21 protein-coding genes and 1 pseudogene are annotated in these 22353 nt (G+C 39.3%); 9 read left to right on the top strand and 13 right to left on the bottom strand.

The features are described 5' to 3' along the window. Positions 1 to 69 precede the first annotated feature (69 nt). On the top strand, positions 70 to 1851 hold the full coding sequence (locus tag QLH32_RS07820) for an acyl-CoA dehydrogenase C-terminal domain-containing protein (protein WP_283269004.1): 1782 nt from the start codon (positions 70 to 72) through the stop codon (positions 1849 to 1851). A 122-nt stretch (positions 1852 to 1973) separates the two neighbouring features. Next, the gene (locus QLH32_RS07825) at positions 1974 to 2471 is read left to right on the top strand and encodes a phosphate-starvation-inducible protein PsiE (RefSeq protein WP_283269005.1); all 498 of its coding nucleotides are present in this window, start codon (positions 1974 to 1976) and stop codon (positions 2469 to 2471) included. 40 nt (positions 2472 to 2511) lie between these two features. On the opposite strand, the gene QLH32_RS07830 is transcribed toward QLH32_RS07825, so the two are convergent. Together QLH32_RS07830 and QLH32_RS07835 are read right to left on the bottom strand one after the other, a co-directional pair. After that, positions 2512 to 2871, bottom strand: a complete 360-nt coding sequence (locus tag QLH32_RS07830; RefSeq protein WP_267981958.1) for an RcnB family protein — start codon at positions 2869 to 2871, stop codon at positions 2512 to 2514. Between the two features lie 149 nt (positions 2872 to 3020). Beyond that, the gene (locus tag QLH32_RS07835) at positions 3021 to 3512 is read right to left on the bottom strand and encodes an RcnB family protein (protein ID WP_267981959.1); all 492 of its coding nucleotides are present in this window, start codon (positions 3510 to 3512) and stop codon (positions 3021 to 3023) included. Positions 3513 to 3680: 168 nt separating this feature from the next. On the opposite strand from QLH32_RS07835, the gene QLH32_RS07840 reads away from it, so the two are divergent. Both QLH32_RS07840 and QLH32_RS07845 read left to right on the top strand, forming a co-directional pair. Beyond that, a complete protein-coding gene (locus tag QLH32_RS07840) occupies positions 3681 to 4127 on the top strand; it encodes a hypothetical protein (protein ID WP_283269007.1) in 447 nt (148 codons plus the stop codon). A 98-nt stretch (positions 4128 to 4225) separates the two neighbouring features. After that, positions 4226 to 4741 carry a transposase gene (locus QLH32_RS07845; RefSeq protein ID WP_283269008.1) on the top strand — a complete coding sequence of 172 codons (516 nt, stop codon included), beginning with the start codon at positions 4226 to 4228 and terminating at the stop codon, positions 4739 to 4741. Between the two features lie 96 nt (positions 4742 to 4837). Here the strand turns inward: QLH32_RS07845 and QLH32_RS07850 are convergent, their stop codons facing one another. Continuing rightward, on the bottom strand, positions 4838 to 6301 hold the full coding sequence (locus QLH32_RS07850; protein WP_283269009.1) for a phospholipase D family protein: 1464 nt from the start codon (positions 6299 to 6301) through the stop codon (positions 4838 to 4840). 79 nt (positions 6302 to 6380) lie between these two features. Then, the gene (gene znuD / locus QLH32_RS07855) at positions 6381 to 8441 is read right to left on the bottom strand and encodes a zinc piracy TonB-dependent receptor ZnuD (RefSeq protein WP_283269011.1); all 2061 of its coding nucleotides are present in this window, start codon (positions 8439 to 8441) and stop codon (positions 6381 to 6383) included. A gap of 137 nt (positions 8442 to 8578) precedes the next feature. Between znuD and QLH32_RS07860 the strand changes: the two genes are divergently transcribed. The 4 genes from QLH32_RS07860 to QLH32_RS07875 all read left to right on the top strand — a co-directional run bounded on the left by QLH32_RS07860 (position 8579) and on the right by QLH32_RS07875 (position 12523). Further along, positions 8579 to 9349: a DUF4184 family protein gene (locus tag QLH32_RS07860; RefSeq protein ID WP_283269014.1), complete on the top strand. Its 771-nt coding sequence runs from the start codon at positions 8579 to 8581 to the stop codon at positions 9347 to 9349. Positions 9350 to 9492: 143 nt separating this feature from the next. Next, on the top strand, positions 9493 to 11274 hold the full coding sequence (gene aspS / locus QLH32_RS07865) for an aspartate--tRNA ligase (RefSeq protein WP_283269015.1): 1782 nt from the start codon (positions 9493 to 9495) through the stop codon (positions 11272 to 11274). 140 nt (positions 11275 to 11414) lie between these two features. Beyond that, positions 11415 to 11636 carry a hypothetical protein gene (locus QLH32_RS07870; RefSeq protein WP_004675553.1) on the top strand — a complete coding sequence of 74 codons (222 nt, stop codon included), beginning with the start codon at positions 11415 to 11417 and terminating at the stop codon, positions 11634 to 11636. A 5-nt stretch (positions 11637 to 11641) separates the two neighbouring features. Beyond that, positions 11642 to 12523: a lysophospholipid acyltransferase family protein gene (locus QLH32_RS07875; RefSeq protein ID WP_283269016.1), complete on the top strand. Its 882-nt coding sequence runs from the start codon at positions 11642 to 11644 to the stop codon at positions 12521 to 12523. Here QLH32_RS07875 and QLH32_RS07880 read toward each other — a convergent pair. Then, positions 12520 to 13389 (bottom strand): annotated as a pseudogene (locus tag QLH32_RS07880) (VirK/YbjX family protein). The gene QLH32_RS07875 and the pseudogene QLH32_RS07880 sit on opposite strands and share 4 nt — an antisense overlap. A 170-nt stretch (positions 13390 to 13559) precedes the next feature. Between QLH32_RS07880 and QLH32_RS07885 the strand changes: the two are divergent. Further along, on the top strand, positions 13560 to 14438 hold the full coding sequence (locus tag QLH32_RS07885; protein WP_283268303.1) for an IS982 family transposase: 879 nt from the start codon (positions 13560 to 13562) through the stop codon (positions 14436 to 14438). Between the two features lie 225 nt (positions 14439 to 14663). Here the strand turns inward: QLH32_RS07885 and glf are convergent, their stop codons facing one another. From glf to QLH32_RS07925, 8 genes are all read right to left on the bottom strand, one after another. After that, a complete protein-coding gene (gene glf, locus QLH32_RS07890; protein ID WP_283269017.1) occupies positions 14664 to 15812 on the bottom strand; it encodes a UDP-galactopyranose mutase in 1149 nt (382 codons plus the stop codon). 4 nt (positions 15813 to 15816) lie between these two features. Beyond that, entirely contained in the window at positions 15817 to 16671 is an 855-nt protein-coding gene (locus QLH32_RS07895) for a DUF707 domain-containing protein (protein ID WP_283269018.1), read from the bottom strand. 79 nt (positions 16672 to 16750) lie between these two features. Continuing rightward, positions 16751 to 17596, bottom strand: coding sequence for a glycosyltransferase family 25 protein (locus QLH32_RS07900; RefSeq protein WP_283269020.1), 846 nt, complete (start codon positions 17594 to 17596; stop codon positions 16751 to 16753). An 11-nt stretch (positions 17597 to 17607) separates the two neighbouring features. Further along, positions 17608 to 18663: a glycosyltransferase gene (locus QLH32_RS07905; protein ID WP_283269021.1), complete on the bottom strand. Its 1056-nt coding sequence runs from the start codon at positions 18661 to 18663 to the stop codon at positions 17608 to 17610. After that, positions 18664 to 19479: a glycosyltransferase family 25 protein gene (locus QLH32_RS07910; RefSeq protein WP_283269024.1), complete on the bottom strand. Its 816-nt coding sequence runs from the start codon at positions 19477 to 19479 to the stop codon at positions 18664 to 18666. It abuts the gene before it with no gap. A gap of 3 nt (positions 19480 to 19482) precedes the next feature. Beyond that, entirely contained in the window at positions 19483 to 20226 is a 744-nt protein-coding gene (locus tag QLH32_RS07915) for a hypothetical protein (protein WP_283269026.1), read from the bottom strand. Between the two features lie 30 nt (positions 20227 to 20256). Beyond that, the gene (locus QLH32_RS07920; protein ID WP_283269027.1) at positions 20257 to 21012 is read right to left on the bottom strand and encodes a glycosyltransferase; all 756 of its coding nucleotides are present in this window, start codon (positions 21010 to 21012) and stop codon (positions 20257 to 20259) included. Positions 21013 to 21185: 173 nt separating this feature from the next. After that, a complete protein-coding gene (locus QLH32_RS07925) occupies positions 21186 to 22346 on the bottom strand; it encodes a nucleotide sugar dehydrogenase (RefSeq protein ID WP_283269028.1) in 1161 nt (386 codons plus the stop codon). Positions 22347 to 22353 lie beyond the last annotated feature (7 nt).

Below are 22353 nucleotides of genomic sequence, written 5' to 3' on the forward strand. Positions count from 1 at the left end.
CACCATTCATTTATTTGTTCGTTTTATTTGATCACTTTGCACATGACCTGTGCGTAAAAAGGAACGATTATGCCAATTTATAATGCCCCATTAGCAGACATGAAATTCATCTTAAATGATGTATTTAAAGCAGAACAATTTTGGCAGTCTAATGAGAAGCTTGCTCATGTAGATGCCGCAACTGCTGAAGCGATTTTAGAGGAAATGGCAAAGTTTGCCCAAAACGTGACCCATCCATTGAACCGTACTGGCGATGAAGAAGGCGCGCGTTGGGAAAATGGCGACGTGTTTACACCAGCAGGTTTCAAGGATGCTTTCCGCCAATATGCTGAGGGTGGCTGGATCGGTCTAGGTGCCGATGAGGAATGGGGCGGTCAAGGCATGCCAAAAATGCTGACTGTACTTTCTGATGAAATGCTGTTCGCAACCAACCCATCTTTCATGCTTTACCCGCTTCTTTCTGTGGGCGCAGGTATGGCTTTAAACAGCTATGCATCTCAAGAGCAGAAAGAAACTTACCTGCCTAAAATCTATTCTGGTGAATGGTCTGGCACCATGTGCTTAACCGAGCCACATGCAGGGACTGATTTAGGGATTATCAAAACCAAAGCTGAACGTAACGAAGATGGTACTTACAACATTACAGGTACGAAAATCTTCATCACAGGTGGTGACAACGATCTCGCTGAAAACATCATCCACCTTGTTCTTGCAAAAACACCTGATGCACCTGCGGGTTCACGTGGTATTTCTTTATTCATCGTACCGAAGTTCCTGTTAAATGAAGATGGTTCTTTAGGTGAGCGTAACCCTGTTGGTCCTGGTTCAATTGAACACAAAATGGGCATCAAGGCATCTGCGACTTGCGTGATGAACTTTGACGGTGCCAAAGGTTACCTTGTTGGTAAAGAAAACGAAGGTCTTGCGGCAATGTTCGTGATGATGAACTACGAACGTTTGTCTATGGGTATTCAAGGTCTAGGTGCTTCTGAATTTGCCTATCAAAATGCGGCACAGTATGCGACTGACCGTTTACAGGGTCGTAGTGCTGCTGGTGTACAATCGCCAAACAAACCAGCAGACAGCATTTTAGTGCATGGTGATGTGCGCCGTATGTTGCTCAACGTACGTGCCAACAATGAAGCATCTCGTGCCTTTGCAGTGTATGTAGGGCAACAACTGGACATCACCAAGTTCTCAACTGATGCAGAAGCAGTGAAAAAAGCCAATGACCGTGTTGCGCTATTAACACCGATTGCAAAAGCATACCTCACAGATACTGCATTCCAAGCAACTCTGGATGCGCAAATGGTGTTCGGTGGTCACGGCTATATCCGTGAGTGGGGTATGGAACAATGTATCCGTGATCTTCGTATTGCTCAAATCTATGAAGGTACCAACGGCGTTCAGTCTCAAGACTTGATTGGTCGTAAGACCATTAAGTGTGGCGGTGCGTTCATTGCTGAATATATCGCTGAAATCCGTGACTTTGCCAATGCACTGGACACAGACTTGAACTTCATTAAAGATGCAACCTTAGATGCTGCAACTGAAATTGAAGCCATCACCCAATTCATGATTGAACAAGCTGCTGAAAATGTAGATTTCCCGAATGCTGCTGCGGTGGATTATCTACATGCAGTTGGCCTACTGAGCTTTAGCTATATGTTCGCGAAGATCGCTGCTGCTGCTAAAGACAAGTCTGGTGATTTCTACCAAAACAAATTGGCTTTGGCGCAGTACTATGTTGAGCGTATCTTGCCAGAACTTGATTCTCGTCTTGCGAAAATCAAGGCAGGTTCTGACTTGATCATGAACTTTAGCGAAGATTACTTCACTAATCAGGCTTAATTTTAGTCTGATTATGCAAACTGCCTAGACCAATTGGTTTAGGCAGTTTTTTTATGACCGTTGTAAAATCAGCATAAAAATTGCATCCATTTTCATGATCATGTTGAGTACATTAAATTTCCATGTCTAGTTCAAAAGAGAAACTTGAAGACCTACAACGTCTATTCGACCGTTTAGGTCACTATGCAGTTGAAGCCTTTCATTATCTGGCGCTGTTTATTATTGGCTGTATGATCGCATGGTCAGCCGTGCATACAGTGATTGAAATCCTGACCGTTAAGCAATACGCAAGCATTGACGATATTCTGCTGTTATTTATCTATCTTGAACTGGGGGCGATGGTTGGGATTTATTTCAAGACCAATCATATGCCCGTGCGCTTTTTGATTTACGTGGCAATTACCGCACTGACCCGTTTACTGATTGCTGATATTCAGCACAATCATAAAGCCTCAATGGATCAGGTGATTATTACGGGTTCTATTTTAATCCTCGCCCTAGCCATTTTAGTGGTGCGTTTTGCTTCATGGAACTACCCATCCGTGATTCGTAGCAAAGATCAAGAAAAGCAAATTCCTGCCAATAAAATACCTCAACCCCAAGATGATGAACTGGCATAAATAAAAAAGCAGGCTTGATGCCTGCTTTTGATCGATCATGTTATGCAACCCGATAGACACGGTATTTTGAATCCACCAGTACATATTTGCCCTGTACCTGCATCCAGTTATAACCACGTGGTGGTTCATACAGGCGATGTAGGCGGTAGTTTGACACCACATAGCGGTTACTACGGAATGCCGATGGCAACTGGTCACCACGTTTAAAAACAACACGCTGACCATATTTGTTGCCCCTATCATTTGACCAGCGGGCTTCACGATGGTCATGGCGGTCATAACGATGGTCGTAACGATCTTTATAATCGTGATGATTGTTCCAGCGATTTGAATCTGCCATCGCAGATGCAGAAACACCAAGCATTAAGGTTGATACAAGTAATATTGCCGTCTTTTTCATTGTTTGATCCTCTGTTTGACCTGTATCCAGATTAAGAGAAACTCAAGGAGAAACCATGAATAAAACCCATGACATTGCAAAGCTTTGTAATGAATTCCAAGAAATTATGGAGATTCATGATGCAAGGAAAATTTAGAACTCATCGAAAATCAGCGAATAATTTCAATGGTGAAATTATCATCAGTTACCAAGAGATAACGTCCATCCACCATAACCCAGTGTCGACCGCGTGGCGGCTCACGTAAGGAATAATAGTCCCAGTCACGAACCACATAACGCTCACTACGGAACTCACCAGGCAGCTCATTCCCCACCACGAAAGACTCACGGCGATAACTGCCCTCATATTGGGTATCTGGATAATATTCAATCCGAACACCTGGTCGATGGTTGGGGTAAGGGTGGTTATTATTTTGATAGGGCTGATAATAATAGCCTTTTGGTGGCGCAGTGGGGGTATAGCGCTGGTTTGAAAAGGCAAATGGGTCCTGTGCAGGCTGCTGGTAAGATGGCGAAGCCTGATGCGAGGAACGGCGCTCCACCCCACTATAGCCACTCCAGGCATTATCGGCATAGACCATTGCGGGGAGACAGCTCAACACACCAATAAAAGCATAAACATCGTATTTAGATCGCAACATTGCCCTCTCCCATGATCAAATCGTAATTTTTATTTTAGAACAAAAAACCAGCAATGACTGTTACCATTCGATACCATTCAGGGCAAATCAAGGATGAAATAAGGAGGGATTTTCTTGCTCAGATTAAGAATATGCTAAAATCCATTTTTCAGTTTTGGGGCAATGTCAGTGTCTGAAATGAATTTTGATCGTCTCTATCAATTCTTCTGTAAGGTTCCAAGTGTGCAGGAATCCAGAATCGTGGCGCATGGTACAGATGGTCAACATGCATGGTGGTTTAAATTCAATATTGATGTTGAACATCCTTTGGCATGGCAGACCGTTCAGGAACTTGGGCATGTACTGAATTATTTATCCACCAATGAACGCTTGCCAACCCAGTTCTTTCCTGTTTCACCGCCACCCTACATGAATGGTGAAGCCAAAGACTTTCTGGCCTGGGTGATCCAGTGCAACCATGCTGAGTTTAGTCCTGATGTAGTGTGTGACTGGCTGGAAGTACGACTTCCAACACCTGTGGAAGATGAAAGCCAGTGGAAAATCAAAACGGATCTTAGTGAACTCGATCAGCTGGCAGATAAAGATTTAGATCAGTTGATTCCACCGAATCTGTAAATTTAAGAGCGAACTGTGTTCGCCTAAATAAGCAATAAACAGAAATATCATAATTTTTATAATAAGGCGAACACAGTTCGCCCCTACAGACCAATAATATGAATATTGCTAAACAACGTAAATCTAATCGTTTAATGGGCTATGACTATAGTCAAAATGGTGCTTATTTTATTACAGTCTGTATTCAAGATCGACAAACTTTATTGGGGGAAATTTCTGTAAAATCAAATCCAACCCATCCAGAAGATACTGCTGTTTTAATTCCCTCCGAACTAGGTAGATTGGTGATCCAAGAAACAGAAAAATTAATGACGATTTATTCACATATAACTTTAGATTGTTATGTCATTATGCCAAATCATGTACATATGATCATTGCGATTGATAATGTGGCATACCATGAACAAATGCCTTACAAAACTCTAGTGCTCCCTACAGTGTCACGGATTATTAAACAATGGAAAGGTGTCATTACGAAAAAGGCAGGGTTTTCACCTTGGCAGAAATCCTTTCATGATCATATTATCCGTAATACAAGAGATTATATGCACATTCGTGAATATATTGAAAATAATCCCGCTCAATGGGAATTAGACTGTTTCTACAAAAAGTAGGGGCGAACTGTGTTCGCCCGAATGAGCAATAAACATCAATATGATGATTTCTATAACAAGGCGAACACAGTTCGCCCCTACAATTTCATCCTACAATTAAAAAGTCGATAATCCTGACCATTCCATAAAACGATATAACCAGTATTTGGTTTTCGATTCATCTGCATATTTTGCATAATCAACTGTCACTTGACGAGCATTGGCATTGCTCCATGCCGCATCAAAATATTGTCCTGCATCTTTAAACACCTGCGCCTGTGCTGAGCCAACCACTCGCATATCAGTTTCAAGGTTATAGTTTTTCAGGTTACGTGCAGTGAGGTTCGCTGAACCCAAAATTAGCTCAGCTTGCTGGGCATTGTATTTGACCAGCATTTTGCTATGACACTGTTCGCCATGCGTATCACACCAACGGATCGGGATGCCTGCGGCATGTAGCTCCGAAGCCACCTGACGATTTGGAATACCATTTTTTTGACGACCAAAGGCATCCTTGTTTGGGTCAATCATTAAACGAATATTGACTCCACGTTGCTGTGCCTGCTTCAATACCTCAATAACATTGCGCTCAGACAGATAGAACATGGCCATATCCAGATGTTCTTTAGGCTTGGCCTCATGAATCATGTTGAGTACGGCATCATAAATGGCTTTTTCAGTCAGCACCTGAACTTGTGGCAAACTTTTGTCTTCAGTGAATCCGCCCATAATCACAAAAGGACTGGAACCCTGTGACATTTGCGCAACCGCCTGTTCAGTTTTAAGCACATCAATTGCTGTTGGTCCATCCACCACCAACGCCACATTACTATGATGTGAACTGCCATCGTGTGGATTGGCGGAAGTCACCAGACTTTTCCAACCCTGCTCTGTATCCACCACCAATGTTTTACGGTGATTCGCCTTAAAGTTAAATAGTTCCAGATAACTGCGCAGGGTAATCTTTTCATCGCCGAAAGGATTACTTAACCAGCCTTTTTCTGGGTTATTACCCAGACTTTGGCAGCAGATATACCAGAAACCTGACCACAATGGATTCGATGCACGCAATGGTTTTAAATCTGTTTCAATCACATCCACGCCTGCCTGACGTAGCTGACGGTAATGCTTTGGTGCAATCCCACCATAAACAGAATTGATTGGATCAGTAATGACAACCACCTGAATATTTGGGTCTTGATGACGCTTTGCGATCAATGCATCGGTCAGTTGCTGCATTAAAGGAAACTGTTTAACTTTGGATTTTCCAACTTCCTGATTAAACAGGAACATATCCAGCACAATTGTGCTCTGTGCCTGATCAATCAGTTGAAAGACTTCCCTGAAAATATATTGGTCTACCTGTTGCTGACCCTGCGCATCCATATAAGTTTGATCTGCCAGAAATTTCACATTGGCATGGCGCAGTTGTCCCGTAAAATCCAGCCCTTGTGGGAGCGGTTTTACAGTGTGGTAAATTGCCGAAGCAATGTACCCAATCACCACAATACTCAATATGACTGCCATGTAACGCCGACCTGACCAGTTTAATTTTTGATGGATTCGTTGGAAGATACGCATATAAACAGAAAAAGCCCTAGCCTAATGGGTTAAGGCTAGAGCTTATGCTTTGATTTTTCAATAAGATTTAAGTGACAAATTAGAAACTAAAGTTCACACCAACAGTAAAGTTACGTCCTACCTGTGGAATGGTCGAGAGGAATGAGGCATGTTGATAGACCTGATCATCCAGCAGGTTGTTGGCATTCAGGAACACCCGATAATCACTGACATTACTGTACTTGCCTGAGTATGCGACACCGAGATTAAGCATGTTATAGCTTTGGGTGTCGGTTTCATAAGCCGCAATCTTGTCCTGCTGGAACACATGGTAATACTCAGCCGAACCACTCCAGTGATCATCAAAATTAGCATTGACCTTAGTTCCTAAACGACCTGCGGGTACACGTGGCGCATTGTCATTATCGATCTTGCCACGTACATAGTCACCAAATACACCCAGCTTATAAATTGGAGAAATTTGATAGCCTGCTTCCGCTTCCGCACCATAGAACTTGGCTTTGTCCTGTGCATACTGCACCAGACGGAAGTCCTTATAACGGTCTAAGGTTTGGGCATAGATATAGTCATCAAACCAGTTGTGATACACGTGGACATGATAATCAAAGGTCTGATCATCATAATGGAAGCCCAGTTCCACATTATTTGATTTCTCTTTGCCCAGTTGGTCATTGCCCAGCTCATAGGTATTGGTGGCAAAATGTCCACCCTCTGCATAAAGCTCCTGCGCCAAAGGCAAACGCTCCTGATGAGACGTTACCAAAGAAAGCTTGTAGTTTGGCGCAAACTCCCAGTTGGCTGCACCAGAAACAGAAAAGGCTGAACCGTCGAAATCTTTTTTGCTTGAATCATCAATATCAATTTTTTGCTGGTCTGCCCGTGCCGCTAGCTCGACATGCACATCATCAAACTGGGCATGTTCCAAAGCGAACACACTCCATTTTTTGGTGGTGTTTGGTGCCAAAAAGGCTTCTTCACCCGTAAGTTCCAGCTTTTGTTGTCCGTACTGTGTACCAATCACACCCTCCCATGCACCCAGTGGATTGTGTACCAATTCTAAACGTCCATCATAGCCCTTGTTTTTAAAACGGGTTGCAATGGTGTCTTCTTCAATTTCATCATGCTGGTAGTCGGTATAGCTGGCCTGTGCACGCAACTTTTTAAAGCCTGCAAACGGATCATCCAGTTCTGTACGTACATCATAACGTTCAGATTTCAGGTCAATCCAGGGACCTGCTTCATGTGCATGATCATGGTCGTGATCTTCGTGGTCATGCTCCTCTTCATCATGGTCGTGTTCACCACAGTGCAGGCTGAGTCCATGTAAATGACAGCTTTCATATTCATGGCTATGTCCTGGCAAGCCATATTGATCCTGACGGTTGCTATAGGAAATCCCCGTAAAGCCACGATCATAAATCCATGACAAACCGACATTTACCGTTTGACCTTTGGCAAAGGTGTTGTCAACACGGCGTTCCTTTTCGCCCTCATGTACATAATCTGGTGCAATATAGTCATTGGCTTCACGCTTTAAGCCCTCAACACGCAAGGCAACCTGATCACCCAAGCCCAGCGTTACACCCGCACTTGCCAGCTTTTCATCACTGCCCGTGTTGTAACGCAGGCCAACATTGCCCTCATAGCCCTTTTCTGGCATTGCTGTTGGAAGTTTACTATCGGTGACATTCACCAGACCGCCCACTGTTCCAGCACCAAACAACAAGGTGGATGGCCCACGAATTACTTCAACCTGTTTTGCCAGTGCTGGATCAACCGTTACCGCATGGTCTGGGGAAAGTGTTGATACATCAATATTTTCAGATGAGTTTTGTAGAATCTTCACGCGTGGACCATCTTGCCCACGAATCACAGGTCGGCTAGAACCCGCTCCAAACTGATTGGAGGAAATTCCCGTTTCACCACTCAATGCCTCGCCAATGGTCACTGCCCCTTGCGCCAAGCGTTTTTGGTCTACCACAGTGTCTGCAACTGCAAAGTCCTTTGAGGTTTGCTCAAGTGGATGCGCCTTGATGCGGATGGTGTCCAGCGTGGTCGCCTGCTCATTTTCTGCGGCAAATACAGATACAGACGCAACAGCCAAAATGGATAAGGTTAGAATATTTTTCGGAAATGACATACCGTGTCTCAAATCAGTCGATCTTTATTTTTGTTATATTATAACATTTCATTATTTTTGCAATAAAAAACATACATGCAAACTTCATTTGTTAAACTGCCACTCCATGATTTAAGCATTCTTCATGATTCAAGCTTATGCCCTTTACCCTTTCCCATGCGGTACTTGCCCCACCCTTATCCAAACTTAGTCGAGGTCATTTACCCATTGCAGCCTTAGCCATCGGTTGTATGACACCAGACCTGTATCGCCTGTTTACAACAGAAACCATTGTGTTAACCCATCAATGGTCAGGGATTTTATTTCCCAATCTTCCGATTGGCTTATGCTTTTGCCTGTTGTGGTATTTACTGTATCGACCCGTGATTTATCGTTTTTTAGGGACCAGGCACCCTTTAAAGGTCAAATCCTTTGATGAGGCGGTGGCTTTTATACTGATGTGTTGTTTAGCCATCATTTTAGGAACAGCAACACATCTCATCTGGGATGGATTGACTCATTTAGACTTCCGCACCTTTGCCTTTCAAGACACGCTCGCCCAAAATGTTTCCCTATGGAATGTTCATTATCCCCTGCATTTTATTCTGCAAATTGCATCATCCATTCTCAGCTTGCCTTTATTATTGTGGATGTGTCTAAACTATTACCAAACCTACAAACAGGACACGCCTGTATCACGGAAAATAAAGCTGTTTGCCCTGCTGAGTATGGCCATTTCAGTGACTGGCGGCATGTTGGCAGTATGGAAATACAGCCACACCATTTCGGCTGAACTGTGGAATACTGAACGTTATTTCTTTATTGGCAAAGCCATCAACCAATTCTCCCAAAATGGACTGATACTATTTAGTATTTGCTGTTTAATGAGTTTGTTGCTGCATCGAAAAGCCTATATGGCAGAATTTTAACCCAAAGCATTGAATTAGGATTGTCCCCAAAGCATTAAGACTTGAGACTGGACGTTCAACAAGGCATAATCTTCGCTCCATTGATGCTGCGCTGTTTACGTATGCATCTTCTACAGCCAATATAGTTTGGATAATAATTCAATATGATGCGCACTCATTACTGTGGCTCTTTAACTGAAGCCCAAATCGATCAAACAGTGACTTTATGCGGTTGGGTTCACCGTCGCCGTGATCATGGCGGTGTGATTTTCCTGGATATGCGTGACCGTGATGGTCTGGTTCAAGTCGTTATTGACCCTGATACCCCAGAAGCATTCGCAACTGCGGATAAAGCGCGTTCTGAATTTGTATTAAAAATTACAGGCCGTGTTCGCCGTCGCTACGAAGGCACTGAAAATGCCAATATGGTGAGTGGCCAGATTGAAGTTTTGGCAAAAGAAATTGAAGTTCTTGCTGCTTCTGAAACGCCTCCATTCCCATTAAATGACGAAAACACCAATATTTCAGAAGAAATTCGCTTGAAATACCGTTTCTTGGACATTCGCCGTCCAGAGATGTTAGATCGCTTACGTTTCCGTTCTAAAGTCACCAACCTGATCCGTAATTATTTTGAAGATCATGGTTTCCTTGACGTTGAAACACCAATTTTGACCCGTGCCACACCTGAAGGTGCACGCGATTATTTAGTGCCAAGCCGTGTGTCTAATGGTAGCTTCTACGCACTTCCACAATCACCACAATTGTTTAAACAGTTGTTGATGGTCGGTGGTATTGACCGTTATTACCAAATTGCCAAATGTTTCCGTGATGAAGATTTACGTGCGGATCGTCAGCCTGAATTTACCCAAATCGACGTTGAAACATCGTTCATGAGTGACGATGACATCATGGATTTAATGGAAGGCCTAACGGTTAAAATGTTCAATGAATTATTGAATGTGAAATTCGATAAATTTGAACGTATGACGTATAACGATGCTATGCGTGATTATGCATCTGACAAGCCAGATATGCGTATTCCATTGAAACTTGTTGACGTTGCAGACTTGATGCAGGACGTTGAGTTCAAAGTGTTCGCTGGTCCTGCTAAAGACCCGAAAGGCCGTATCGTTGCTTTACGTGTACCAGGCGTGGGTTCACTCCCACGTAGTGCGATTGATGAATACACCAAATTCGTAGGTATCTACGGTGCAAAAGGTTTGGCTTATATTAAGGTCAACGAACTTGAAAAAGGCATCGAAGGTCTACAGTCTCCAATCGTTAAATTCATCGAACCAATCGTACTTGATCTTCTTAAACGTGTTGGTGCTGAAAATGGCGACATCGTATTCTTTGGTGCAGATAAAGCCAAAGTTGTAAATGATGCAATGGGCGCACTTCGTGTCAAAATCGGTCATGACCTGAATCTTGCAACTTGTGAGTGGGCTCCACTTTGGGTGGTTGACTTCCCAATGTTTGAGGAAACTGATGATGGCAAATGGACTTCTGTACATCACCCATTCACACTGCCAAAATCAAGTGTTGAAGAAGTGAAGAGCAATCCAGGTGCAGCACTTTCAGTTGCATACGATATGGTCCTCAACGGTACTGAAATCGGTGGCGGTTCACTGCGTATCTATACTCTGGAAATGCAAAAAGCAATTTTTGAAGCGTTAGGTATTGGTGAAGAAGAAGCAGAAGAGAAATTCAGCTTCTTATTGAATGCGTTGCGTTACGGTGCGCCTCCGCACGGTGGTTTGGCATTTGGTCTTGACCGTTTGATCATGTTGATGACAGGTGCATCTTCGATTCGTGATGTGATTGCATTCCCGAAAACCAAGACTGCTGAATGTCCGTTAACTCAAGCGCCAGCGCCAGTTGAGGCAAATCAATTGCGTGACTTAGGTATCCGTTTACGTGAAAAAGCAAAAGCTGAAGAGAAATAAACTTTAGGTTTATGATTCGGTGGAACCCTGCTTGATGCAGGGTTTTTTGATTTTATAGGTTTCTTATATTACATGGTTTTACTTTGCGATCATGCCTGCTAGTGGCATAATAAGCTGCTTTTTATTGAGAGGTCAGTCTTATGGCAATGCGTCCTGATGTACGTCGACACACAATTGTAATTATTGTGTTTTCACTGGCTCAGTGGTTCTTTATGCGTTACATCCTCGCCAATGAACTGTTCAATATGACCACCAATCAGCGAATTTTATATTTCTGTATCAGTAGCCTTGCGGGCGCACTTCTGATTTTTGTGGCACTGATCTATATGGTGCTCAAGGGCAATACCGATAAGCAAGACTGATCGTCATGTCGTTTTACATTACCCTACTTCGTATTTTACCTTTAGCATTTTTGCGTAGTATCGCCAAAGTGGCAGCCTACTTTATCAATCAAAATCCTAATAAAAGTATGCTATGGAAAACTCGAGTCAATATTGGTCTCGCCTATCCAGAACTTAGCCCAGAACAAAAAGAACAATTGGCGCGGGAAAGCGTCACCAAACAATGCCTAAGTTATATTGAGTCTGGAAAATGCTGGGCAATGCCACCTGAATGGAGTATCCAGCAAATTCATACTGTGCATCATCTGGAAGTCCTTACGGATGCGCTAAAAGAACCGAAAGGTGCACTGATTATTACGCCACATCTAGGCACATGGGAAATGATGAACGCATGGGTACATCAATATGGCACCCCAACCATTATGTATAAACCCATGAAAGATAGTGGTTTTAATGCCTTTGCCTTACATGCACGTCAACGGCTCAATGCAACACTGGTTCCTACTGATGCCAATGGGGTAAAAGCACTGTTTAAAAACCTGAAACAAGGGGGCTTCAGCGTAATTCTACCTGATCATGTTCCACAACCCTCTGGCGGTGTAGTGGTTCCTTTTTTTGGCATTCCTTGCCTGACCAGCACCCTCGCCAGCAAAATGGCACAAAAAACCCAATGTCGTTTAGTGGGTTTAAGTTGCTTCCGCCGTGAAGATGGTGAGGGTTTTGATGTGTACTGTGATGAGCTGAATGATCCTGAACTTTATGACAGAGATATTGAAAGGGCAACAACCGCACTCAATAAAGCAGTTGAACAGATGATCAACCGCTTCCCTGCGGAATATATGTGGGGATATAAACGTTTTAGGGGGGCCTCTAATAAAGAAGATTTATATCGAAAAACAAGCTTTTAAATTTTCTTATAAACTAAATTTTTTGGATATTTCAGATTCTCTAATTGCATAATACCCTGCTCAACTAATTGATCAAGAATAAGCTGTCTTTTTCGGTATTGACTACGTTTTTTAGAGGGTATTTCTTCCAGATTAATTTGATTACTTAAAGGTCTAAAAATAAAATTATTCCATTCATCCAATTCTGCGTCGAATTCTAGCCAGAATTCATTTAAGTTGGTTTTAACTCGTTCACGGTTCTTCGCCCGACGGCTACTTTTAAAAAAATGATTTTCATTAGACACTCCAACCACCTGCTTTACATTATAAAAATCACAAAGCACAGATCACCCATGTAACATTAGTTGTTTAGGGCGTAAACCATAAAGATTTTTCGTCAACTGCTTAATCAGTTCAGGATTTGTGTCCTCTTGCCTTCCTCCTTGTAATCCACCAATAAAGAAAGCAGGTTTTCCATTTAGGGATATATAAGAAAAAGTTAAAATATATTGTATGCTATCATTTAATCTTAAAATAAGGCTGCTTTCACCTTCTTTACAAAAATATGATTTAAATAAAAGGGATAAACAAAGTTCATCTTTATTCTCACTCTCCAAGATATACTTCCACAAATTAATCTCTGTTTGCATAGAATGGCTTTCATCAATCTGACTAAAAAACCAATCATAATGTGCCTTTAAATTCTTTATCTTTTGCTGATTATCAAAATTATTACTAAGATAAGCACTCTGTAATTTAAGATATAAATCTTCTTTATAATTTTCTTTCCATTTTATCAATTGTGGTGTTGAGTTTAAATAGGCAACCCAAATATAACTTTCCCGCCAATTGATAAAGAATCGTAAAATATATTTAAAGTATTTCATATAAGATCTTTTAGAAATAATAAAAGAGTCTACTACACCCCAATAAAGAAACCTATTCACAAACACCCCGACATTACATTAACCTGAATTACGGATAAGAAATTGACTTGAAAAAAAAGTAGTTAGAACAATTTAGAAAGTTACGACACAACCTAAAAGCTCTAACTACCATGTACGATTTTACAGAAATTTTTTGTAGTGTTGATGATTTTTTCAAAAAGTTTGAACCTATCTATTGGCAATTCCTCAAACAGGAGAAGAAACGTCAACGTATCCGACAAGCCACACTCTCCTTGTCTGAAATTGTGACGATCTCCATTTGCTATAAAGCTTCTCAAATGCATAACTTTAAAGCTTTTTTCCAACTTCTATGTCAATATGAAAGCAGGTTGTTTAAAGAGTTACCTTGTTATAAAAATATACTTACTCTTATCAATCAACATCAGCTTGCGATTCATGCTTTGCATTATGCGTTAAATCAGCATAAGGAAGATTCATATCTATGGATTGATTCGACACCTTTGCCTGTATGTAAAAATAAAAGAATTCCTAAAGAACATCATGCTTTAGATGATATTGCTTCTCGTGGTAAAAGTTCTATGGGGTGGTTTTATGGTTGTAAATTACACCTGTTGATGAATCATCAAGGGGAGATTGTAAATTCAGATATCTCGAATGGACATATTGCTGATATTAGAAAGGTAGAAAAACTAGTTGATGGATTATCAGCAAGAGTCTATGGTGATCGGGGATATATCAGCCAAGCACTAAAAGAAACTCTTAAAGAGCAAGGCATTGATTTAATTACCTATCCTAGAAAGAATATGAAAGTTATGCTATTACCATTTTCTGATGAATTTCACTTACGTCAACGAAAAAGAATTGAAACGTTAATAGGTTTACTGAAAGAAAAATACCATTTGGTCACAGGAAAACATCGTTCAATTGCGGGTTTCTTATCAGGTGTATTTTCCTCTTTATGTGCTTATCAGCTTTGTCAGAAGAATAAGCCTCAAATTCATGTGGTTAATTCTTTGGCTTATCCGTAACTGGGGTTACATTAAATTTCATAAATTTCACTATTCAAAATTTATCTCATTCTATTAAATCTAAATTAAATAAATTCTTCATAATAAAATTTAAAAGTAAAATTTTTTACAATTACAAAATCTAAATTTTTAAAGATTGTTAGATTTAACAATCATTAAATGATATTTTTGTAAGAAGTACCAATATAATTGTAGATTTTAAAGTGAGTTACTGTAGTTCCACAATTAAATAGGATCATAATAAAAGCTTTGAACTTTTTGATTTAATTCAAAAGATTCTGATAATTTTTTAGCAGTTACTAACGCTTCAGCAATTGTAATATCCATATCCAAGTAACGATAAGTTCCTAAACGTCCCACGAAAGTTACATCATTTTCCTGCTGAGCCAACTCAACATATTTCACCAATAAGTCCTTATCATTAATTAAACGAATTGGGTAATATGGAATATCATTCTCCGCACATAACCGACTAAATTCTTTATAATAAACAGTTTTCTCATGATGTTCCCAAGGTGAAAAATGCTTATGCTCAGAAATTCTAGTAAATGGAATTTCTTGGTCACAGTAATTAATTACCGCATTCCCTTGAAAATCACCCTCATCTGTTACTTTCTCAAAATCTAAAGTACGGTATCCTAAACGGCCATATTGATAATCAAACCATGAATCTAAGGGTGCCGACCAGATTACATGATCATATTGACTGACCATTGACTTATCAAAACAGGTATTTAAATCAACTGTAATATTTTTATGATTGAGAATATTTTCTACAATTTTAGTATAGCCCTTACTCGGCATTCCCTGAAAACGGTGAGAAAAATAATTATCATCATAATTAAATCGAACAGGTAATCTTTTTAAAATACTGGCTGGAAGTTCTTTAGGTTCAAGTCCCCATTGCTTTTTAGTATAGCCATAAAAAAAAGCATGATATAAATCCTTACCAATGAAGCGCATTGCTTGCTCTTCAAAAGTTACAGGCTCCTCTATCGATAAATCAGCCTGTTTTTCAATCCACTCCTGAGCTTGTTTTGGATTAAATTGCTTATTAAAAAATTGATTAATTGTATGTAAATTAATAGGCAGGCTGTATACACTACCTTTACTTACAGCTTTGACACGATTTACAAAAGGTTCGAATTCACCATATTTGTTAACATAATCCCATACTTCTTGATTATCGGTATGAAAGATATGTGGGCCATATACATGCAACATAATTCCAGTTTCATCATCACGTTGAGTATGACAATTTCCAGCCACATGCGAACGTTGGTCAATTACTGTTATAACATGGCCCTTTTCTGCAAGCTCACGGGCAATAACAGCACAAGAAAAACCAGCCCCAACACATAATATTTTTTTCATTGCCTTATTTAACTCCTAAAATTTTTTTCCATCGAGGTCTAATATAAGGTGATTTTTCTGGATAAAAAACTTCATTGTAAACCTTGTTAAATGAATCTATATCTTTTAAACGTAAAGGGGCAACCCCTTTCACAATTTCATCAAACAATTGTTTTTTATTTTGAATATATTGATTATTCTCTAATAATCCAGAGAAACAACCATTTTTTATTACTATTTTATATTTCTTTAATAAATTATTTTTTTCCAAATAAGGTGACTCTTGATTACTTCCTAAACCATGTCCAGCAACACCGACAGGTCGAGTATGGAATACTGGTGCTGCATCAATAATACCAATTTTTCCATTATTCTCTAGCATAACAGGCCATAATGCATCCAATCCCCAACCTGATTTATTCTCAGAAAATGTTTGCCAAACTTTTTTGAAAGCTTCCTTAGAAAAGCAAGGCGCCATAACTTCAACAAAGTTTGTTTCCCTATAAATAAAATTACTTACTTGTAATAATAGGCCAAAAGTAAAATAGCTATTTTTTGTTAAAGCTGGCTGAGCCAATATAAATTGATATTGATGACATAAATCAAAGAAAATATTTAAATTCTCAGCAGTTGTACTTAAATCATCATCAGGAAGCCATATATAATCATATTCTTGCCAGAGATCAGGATAATTTAGAAAAAAATCATACAAACCTTGCCATTTAGATCCTTTAAAATTATGCACAAATTTGATATGGTCTAAATTATATTGTATATCATTACCAAAATAACTTAATACTACATCAAAGTTGGATGATTCATTAACCCACTCTGGATGTAATGAATTGTCTCCACATCGGACTACTACTAATGTTTTCATATACAAGCATATTCCCCAAATATAGATATTTAATCTAAAGCCCTATTCATAATCAATGTTTCACAAAATTTAAGTGACATTACCAAGATTTTTTATACATTATTTTGACATCAGCTTTACGTTTTAATCTCTTATTTTTAAGGAATAAACGCTGGATCCTCTGTATTGTACTCAAATTAAGAACATTATCTCTTCCAGCAATATTAGAATCATTTAAAGATTGTAAAATTAATGGGGATGCTAAAAAACCCTGCTTTAATTGTCCAGAAGCATAACGCCATACTTTATCTATAGGGCAAAACATCTTTTCACTAGCCTTTAAAAAATGCTCAGCAGCTTTACTTGAAATAATATAACCACTTGTTAGTGCTGGCGCTGGATCACATTCACAACCAACAATACCTAAATCTGAAGAAAAATTTCGTAAACAATAAATCTTCCAGTTTTTAATTGTTTCCAGTCTTGACCATAGATCCTTTTCATTTACTGCTTGATCTCTAACTAAAATATTTTTTGAAATTAATTGGTTTAAAATTTCATTATCCATATTATAAGGATCACTAGAGGATATGTTTAAAAAATCAAAATGAGTATAAAAATCTTTTGAGTTTAATAATTTTTTTAGCGCAAAATCAATTTGGATATCATCTTCAAGTATTAATGCATAATCAAGCTGTTCGTCTAAAATTTTTTGCCAAATTGCCCGATGGGACATAGCACAGCCGACTTCCCCAACTGATGGTTTTTTCTTCTGCTCAAGAATAAATTTAGGAACATCAAATAATGTTTGTGTCTCCATCGTCAGTTTTGAGCCATCAATTGCTGCAAAACGCTCAAATGGAATCCCTAACTCATCCAACTGTTTACTGACAAACGCTAATCGGTCTGGTCGTTTATCCAAATTGACCAAGAATACTTTCATCATTTCATTTTTACCTAGTGTGTAATGAGAGATACATAGCTTTTCACCGCTACGTCAGTAAAAAATTGCTTTTGCAAATTTATTTTAAAATTTTCACTTTGTGAAAGAGCATCCTGAATTTTCTTACCTAAAAGATCACTATCGCCAACTTGAACTAAATTAATTGAGGGAAGAATTTCACTTGGCCCTGATGGACAATCTGTACTAATCACAGGAGTTCCCAAAACCACAGCTTCCAAAATAACCAGTCCCAAGCCCTCAAAATCAGAAGACAATACCATTAATTTTGCATGTTTAATAAATGGATAAGGATTCTTTTGAAACCCAGCAAAAATAACTTTATCTTCGATATTCAATTCTTTTACTAATTGTTTTGAAGTTTCCATCAATTCACCTGTACCAACCAGCACAAGTTTCTGTAGTACATTTGCTTTGGCATAAGCCTTAATCAGAATATCATGACGTTTTTGCTGCTTAAACTTTCCAACATGTACAATATAATCCTGATATTCAGGGATAAATTCATTGGCTGTTTGTAATATTGTATCCACATCAATTGGATTATAAATGGTTTTGATCTGGCTCTTTTCACCAAATAACTGCCTAAAATCCCGTGTAACCCCCTCACTTACACCTATACTAGGCTTAGCTAAATAGGTCTTTTTTAACTGTTCAATAAATTGGGGTGTGAGTTGCTTTGCATATTCCTGACTGGTGGTATTATGAATGACCAGATGAACATTTGGTAATTGACTATGTGCCAAGACAAAATCTACAGGATATAGATTTGAGAGTACTAGATCAGGTATCCCAATATTTTTTAGCACAAACTTATCAAATGCCCGTGCTGCAAAACCTGTCCGCATAAACTTTGGAATTGCACGGTATTTCTGATAATCAAAAAAATGAAGCTGGATATTTTCAGGTATAGGCAAATCTATAATATTTTTAAAATAAACAATATGTGCTTCATGTCCAGCATCAACCAAACCTTTTGCCAGTGTTAATGCAAATCGCTCTGCTCCATTTCCCTGTAATGTAAATATTGCCAATACGATTTTCTTTTTCATTTATTTGACCCAGTCAAAATCTGTCTTATTCAAGGCAATAAAACGTTTTTCCGCTTTTGGCATCACTTGTATATAGCGAATTGCCATTGCCAATTGTCCCATTAAACGTCTCTGCTTAAATAAGATTTTCTCAGATAAATTGCGATATACAGGTTTATGATGTTCTGAACGACCAATAATTGAATCAAGCTGCAACTGATCTGTTAATCCATATGCAACCATCTGATCTTCCTGAATCAATAGGGCTGGTTCAATTTGTAAACTATTTAATGAATAATCACTAAAAATGAAAGCATCTGCTGGTGCAGTGCTCACATTTTGTAAACGTGTTAATAATTTTTTTGCTCCAGAAGGGTAGATCATATATCCTCCCGTACCTGTACGTTCCTGATAAAGCTCAAACAGCTTAAACTGTCCATTTAATAAACGAACTTTAGGTTGTTTGCTAATAATTTTCTTGCGACTGCGAACTTCCAGATTAATCAAATCAACATCAGGCAATTGCTGTTGTTCAATATTTTCCAATACCTCACGGCTATTTTTTGCCAATACCGCATCATCTTCTAAAATAAGACAGGGTTGATTAAGCTCAACCACTTTTTCCCAAGCGGTTTTATGGCTTAGAAAACAAGCCAATTCCACTTTTCGTAAAGGGCGTTGCCAACCAAAAGCCTGTTGTTGATATTGCTGTTCTGAGATATTGATAATCGAAACCGCAGGTAAGATTTCAAAGACTAGTCCCAATTTGGAAAATTGTTTCTGTTGAAAATGTAAACGCTCTATTGATGCAGGTAAATTAATAATCAATATTTTCATAATTTACCACCATCTGGTACGTTCACGGGTATGACGTTTTCTTGCACGTGAATATACATTATTATTTTCTTCATTTTGCACACGATCAAAAATCTCAATCACAATTTGACCAAGTTCATGATGACCACACACCTTGTCCAGACGCCAACGCATATTCCTGAAAGTATCATCTGTACCTACAGCTAAAGCCGACGTTCCGTCAAACAATGCTACACGTTCATTTTGTAGGGTATGTTTAATACTTTCATTTTCCTGATACTGGAGATCGCATAAGATTGCTTCTGTCTCCTGTGCCTTTATGGTATTCATCAGCACAATTGCATTCATTAAAATCGCCTGCAATGTCATATCTTCATCATAGTCAATAAAGGTATCACACGCAGAAATTAGCCAGCGGATATTGAGATACTCAAGTAAGAAATCACGTTCAGCTAGCCAGAGTGCCTTGAATTTATTAAAATTTCGTTGTGCATCAATATCACGGCGGATTAAAACAATTAAACTTGCATGATAATGGCTTAATTCAGGTTGTCCCACAAACTCCTGACGTAGATTCTGAATATGAATGTTTAAATCTTTATCCGAACCATAGGTGTATTCAACTTGATCGCCTGAAATAATATTGGTTTTTAGCTGCTGAATATCCACATTCCCTAAAGCTGCATAGACCTGGTCTGCACCAAAACGACGTTGATGACGACTAAAAGAAAACCATTGTTCAAATCTGGATTTTTTCCGTGGTGGCATTTTAACAACCTGATTAACTCATTCTAGGGATTACTGCCAAGCGTCTTTAATCCAATCCGAAGGCAAAACATAACGATACCATTTCCCACCGCCACCATTGACAGCATCAGGTGGATTAATTTCGCCATGAAAAACAATAATTTTGGCATCTTTAGGTTTTACAGGTGGCTTAAAATACGCCAATGGAATTTTTTGCAGGCAATGATATTTATAGCTCTTACACCAAGCATCATTCCAATAGCTTAATTTTCCCTCTTTATGAACAAACCAGGATAAATATGCCTGTTCATTACGGAATTTCTGACGGATTTCATCAAAATGCTCACGGAAATAAGGCAAGATTTCAGGGAAAGCACCCAATTTAAAACGGTAGACTGAGCTATTGCCTGTGATGCGCCAAGGACGTTTCCAGTCATGAATAATCAGGAATTCTCCTTTTTCCTGAAAGAAGCAGTCAATATTATCAATAATCACAACATCAAGGTCGAGAAACAGCGCATTCCCTTTTAAGCCATATAAATCTGGTTCAAAGGTTGAAAGCTTGTTCCAGCCACGTTCAGGTGCACCTGCTGGCAAATCTAAAGGTGGGATTGGGAAGCATTGTACATTGGGGTCAATTCCCTCTGTACGATCAGTCAAACACACCATTTTAAATGGCAAGGTCAGATGGCGTTTCACCATGTTATACAAACGGTTGACATATTCTGCACCGTACTTGGTTCCCCATTTCATGCACAAAATAATATTGTCTTCATGAGTTGCCGAATCTTGTTGAATATCTGCCATTTGATAACCTTAATGCTTGAGATACGATGTGCCACTTTGCGGTTTTAACATGCAATTGTGTTCAATCATATACACCGAATGTTGAGTTATCTTAGCATAGACCTCATCAACTTTTTTATTATTAATTCGTCAAGTAAAGAGAATCACAAAGCTAATCTTTATACAAAATTAGGCTAATTCACCCCAAACAAGTCTCTGGTATAGATCTTTTCCATCACATCACTGAACATAGGCACCATCCGATTGACAATGATGAGATCAGACAATGATTTAAACTTTTGTAGGCTAAATTCAACAGGATGACCTAGATATTTACTCACATCCAGAGTCGGTTCATAAATAACAATTTTAACTCCCTGATCAGCCAGTCCTTGCAACACATCATGTATCGCAGACTCCCTAAAATTATCAGAATCGGCTTTCATGGTGAGTCTGTAGATACCAACACAGGATACGTCTCGACTTAAAATATCATCAATAATTGCCTGCTTGCGGGTTTGGTTGGATCGGATAATGGCTGAAATCAACTCTTGTGGTGTTTCATGATAATTGGCGAGCAACTGCTTGGTATCTTTTGGCAGGCAATAACCTCCATAACCGAAAGATGGGTTGTTATAGTGATCACCAATGCGTTGATCCAAACCCACACCCGTAACAATGTCCAAAGCACTTAACCTGTTTTTTAAGCAATAGGTATCCAGTTCATTAAAGAAAGCAACACGCATGGCTAAGTAAGTATTGGAAAATAGTTTAATCGCCTCGGCTTCTGTCGAATCCACACATAGAATCACCGCATCTTTTTTAATGCTTGCCTTAAGATAAAGCTTGGCTATTTTTTCAGCCCGCTTTGACTTTTCCCCTACAACGATTCGTGATGGATATAAATTATCCTGTAGCGCCTGCCCCTCCCTCAGAAACTCAGGAGAAAAGATCAAGTTCTTTAGACCTAGGCGCTTACATAACTCAGCGGTATAGCCAACTGGAATGGTAGATTTGAGTATGATCAAAGCCTTGGGATTGATTGCCTGAATATCAGCAAGCACGCTTTCTATGCTTGAGGTGTCAAAATAATTGGTTTCAGGATTATAGTTGGTTGGCGTTGCGATAATGATCAGCTTGGCATGTTGATAAGCCAGCGCCTTATCACAGGTCGCATCAAGGTTAGATTCAGATAAATAGTTTTGAATACAGGAATCACTGATCGGTGAAATTCGCTGGTTAATATTTTTCACTCTAGCCTGGTCAATATCAAGCACAGTGACATCGTGTTGTCTTGAAAATAATAATGCATTTGATAGGCCCACATAGCCTGCTCCAACCACCGTAATTTTCATTGTCGCT

The sequence above is a fragment of the Acinetobacter corruptisaponis genome (assembly GCF_030053775.1).
Lineage (GTDB): Bacteria > Pseudomonadota > Gammaproteobacteria > Pseudomonadales > Moraxellaceae > Acinetobacter > Acinetobacter corruptisaponis.

Coding starts and splice junctions, on each gene's coding strand:
- QLH32_RS07920 (WP_283269027.1), bottom strand. CDS start 21,012: ATGGCAGATATTCAACAAGATTCGGCAACTCATGAAGACAATATTATT.
- QLH32_RS07895 (WP_283269018.1), bottom strand. CDS start 16,671: ATGAAAACATTAGTAGTAGTCCGATGTGGAGACAATTCATTACATCCA.
- QLH32_RS07905 (WP_283269021.1), bottom strand. CDS start 18,663: ATGAAAAAGAAAATCGTATTGGCAATATTTACATTACAGGGAAATGGA.
- QLH32_RS07885 (WP_283268303.1), top strand. CDS start 13,560: ATGTACGATTTTACAGAAATTTTTTGTAGTGTTGATGATTTTTTCAAA.
- QLH32_RS07850 (WP_283269009.1), bottom strand. CDS start 6,301: ATGCGTATCTTCCAACGAATCCATCAAAAATTAAACTGGTCAGGTCGG.
- QLH32_RS07835 (WP_267981959.1), bottom strand. CDS start 3,512: ATGTTGCGATCTAAATACGATGTTTATGCTTTTATTGGTGTGTTGAGC.
- QLH32_RS07900 (WP_283269020.1), bottom strand. CDS start 17,596: ATGATGAAAGTATTCTTGGTCAATTTGGATAAACGACCAGACCGATTA.
- znuD (WP_283269011.1), bottom strand. CDS start 8,441: ATGTCATTTCCGAAAAATATTCTAACCTTATCCATTTTGGCTGTTGCG.
- QLH32_RS07910 (WP_283269024.1), bottom strand. CDS start 19,479: ATGAAAATATTGATTATTAATTTACCTGCATCAATAGAGCGTTTACAT.
- QLH32_RS07860 (WP_283269014.1), top strand. CDS start 8,579: ATGCCCTTTACCCTTTCCCATGCGGTACTTGCCCCACCCTTATCCAAA.
- QLH32_RS07915 (WP_283269026.1), bottom strand. CDS start 20,226: ATGCCACCACGGAAAAAATCCAGATTTGAACAATGGTTTTCTTTTAGT.
- QLH32_RS07830 (WP_267981958.1), bottom strand. CDS start 2,871: ATGAAAAAGACGGCAATATTACTTGTATCAACCTTAATGCTTGGTGTT.
- QLH32_RS07870 (WP_004675553.1), top strand. CDS start 11,415: ATGGCAATGCGTCCTGATGTACGTCGACACACAATTGTAATTATTGTG.
- QLH32_RS07825 (WP_283269005.1), top strand. CDS start 1,974: ATGTCTAGTTCAAAAGAGAAACTTGAAGACCTACAACGTCTATTCGAC.
- QLH32_RS07845 (WP_283269008.1), top strand. CDS start 4,226: ATGAATATTGCTAAACAACGTAAATCTAATCGTTTAATGGGCTATGAC.
- glf (WP_283269017.1), bottom strand. CDS start 15,812: ATGAAAAAAATATTATGTGTTGGGGCTGGTTTTTCTTGTGCTGTTATT.
- QLH32_RS07925 (WP_283269028.1), bottom strand. CDS start 22,346: ATGAAAATTACGGTGGTTGGAGCAGGCTATGTGGGCCTATCAAATGCA.
- QLH32_RS07875 (WP_283269016.1), top strand. CDS start 11,642: ATGTCGTTTTACATTACCCTACTTCGTATTTTACCTTTAGCATTTTTG.
- QLH32_RS07820 (WP_283269004.1), top strand. CDS start 70: ATGCCAATTTATAATGCCCCATTAGCAGACATGAAATTCATCTTAAAT.
- aspS (WP_283269015.1), top strand. CDS start 9,493: ATGATGCGCACTCATTACTGTGGCTCTTTAACTGAAGCCCAAATCGAT.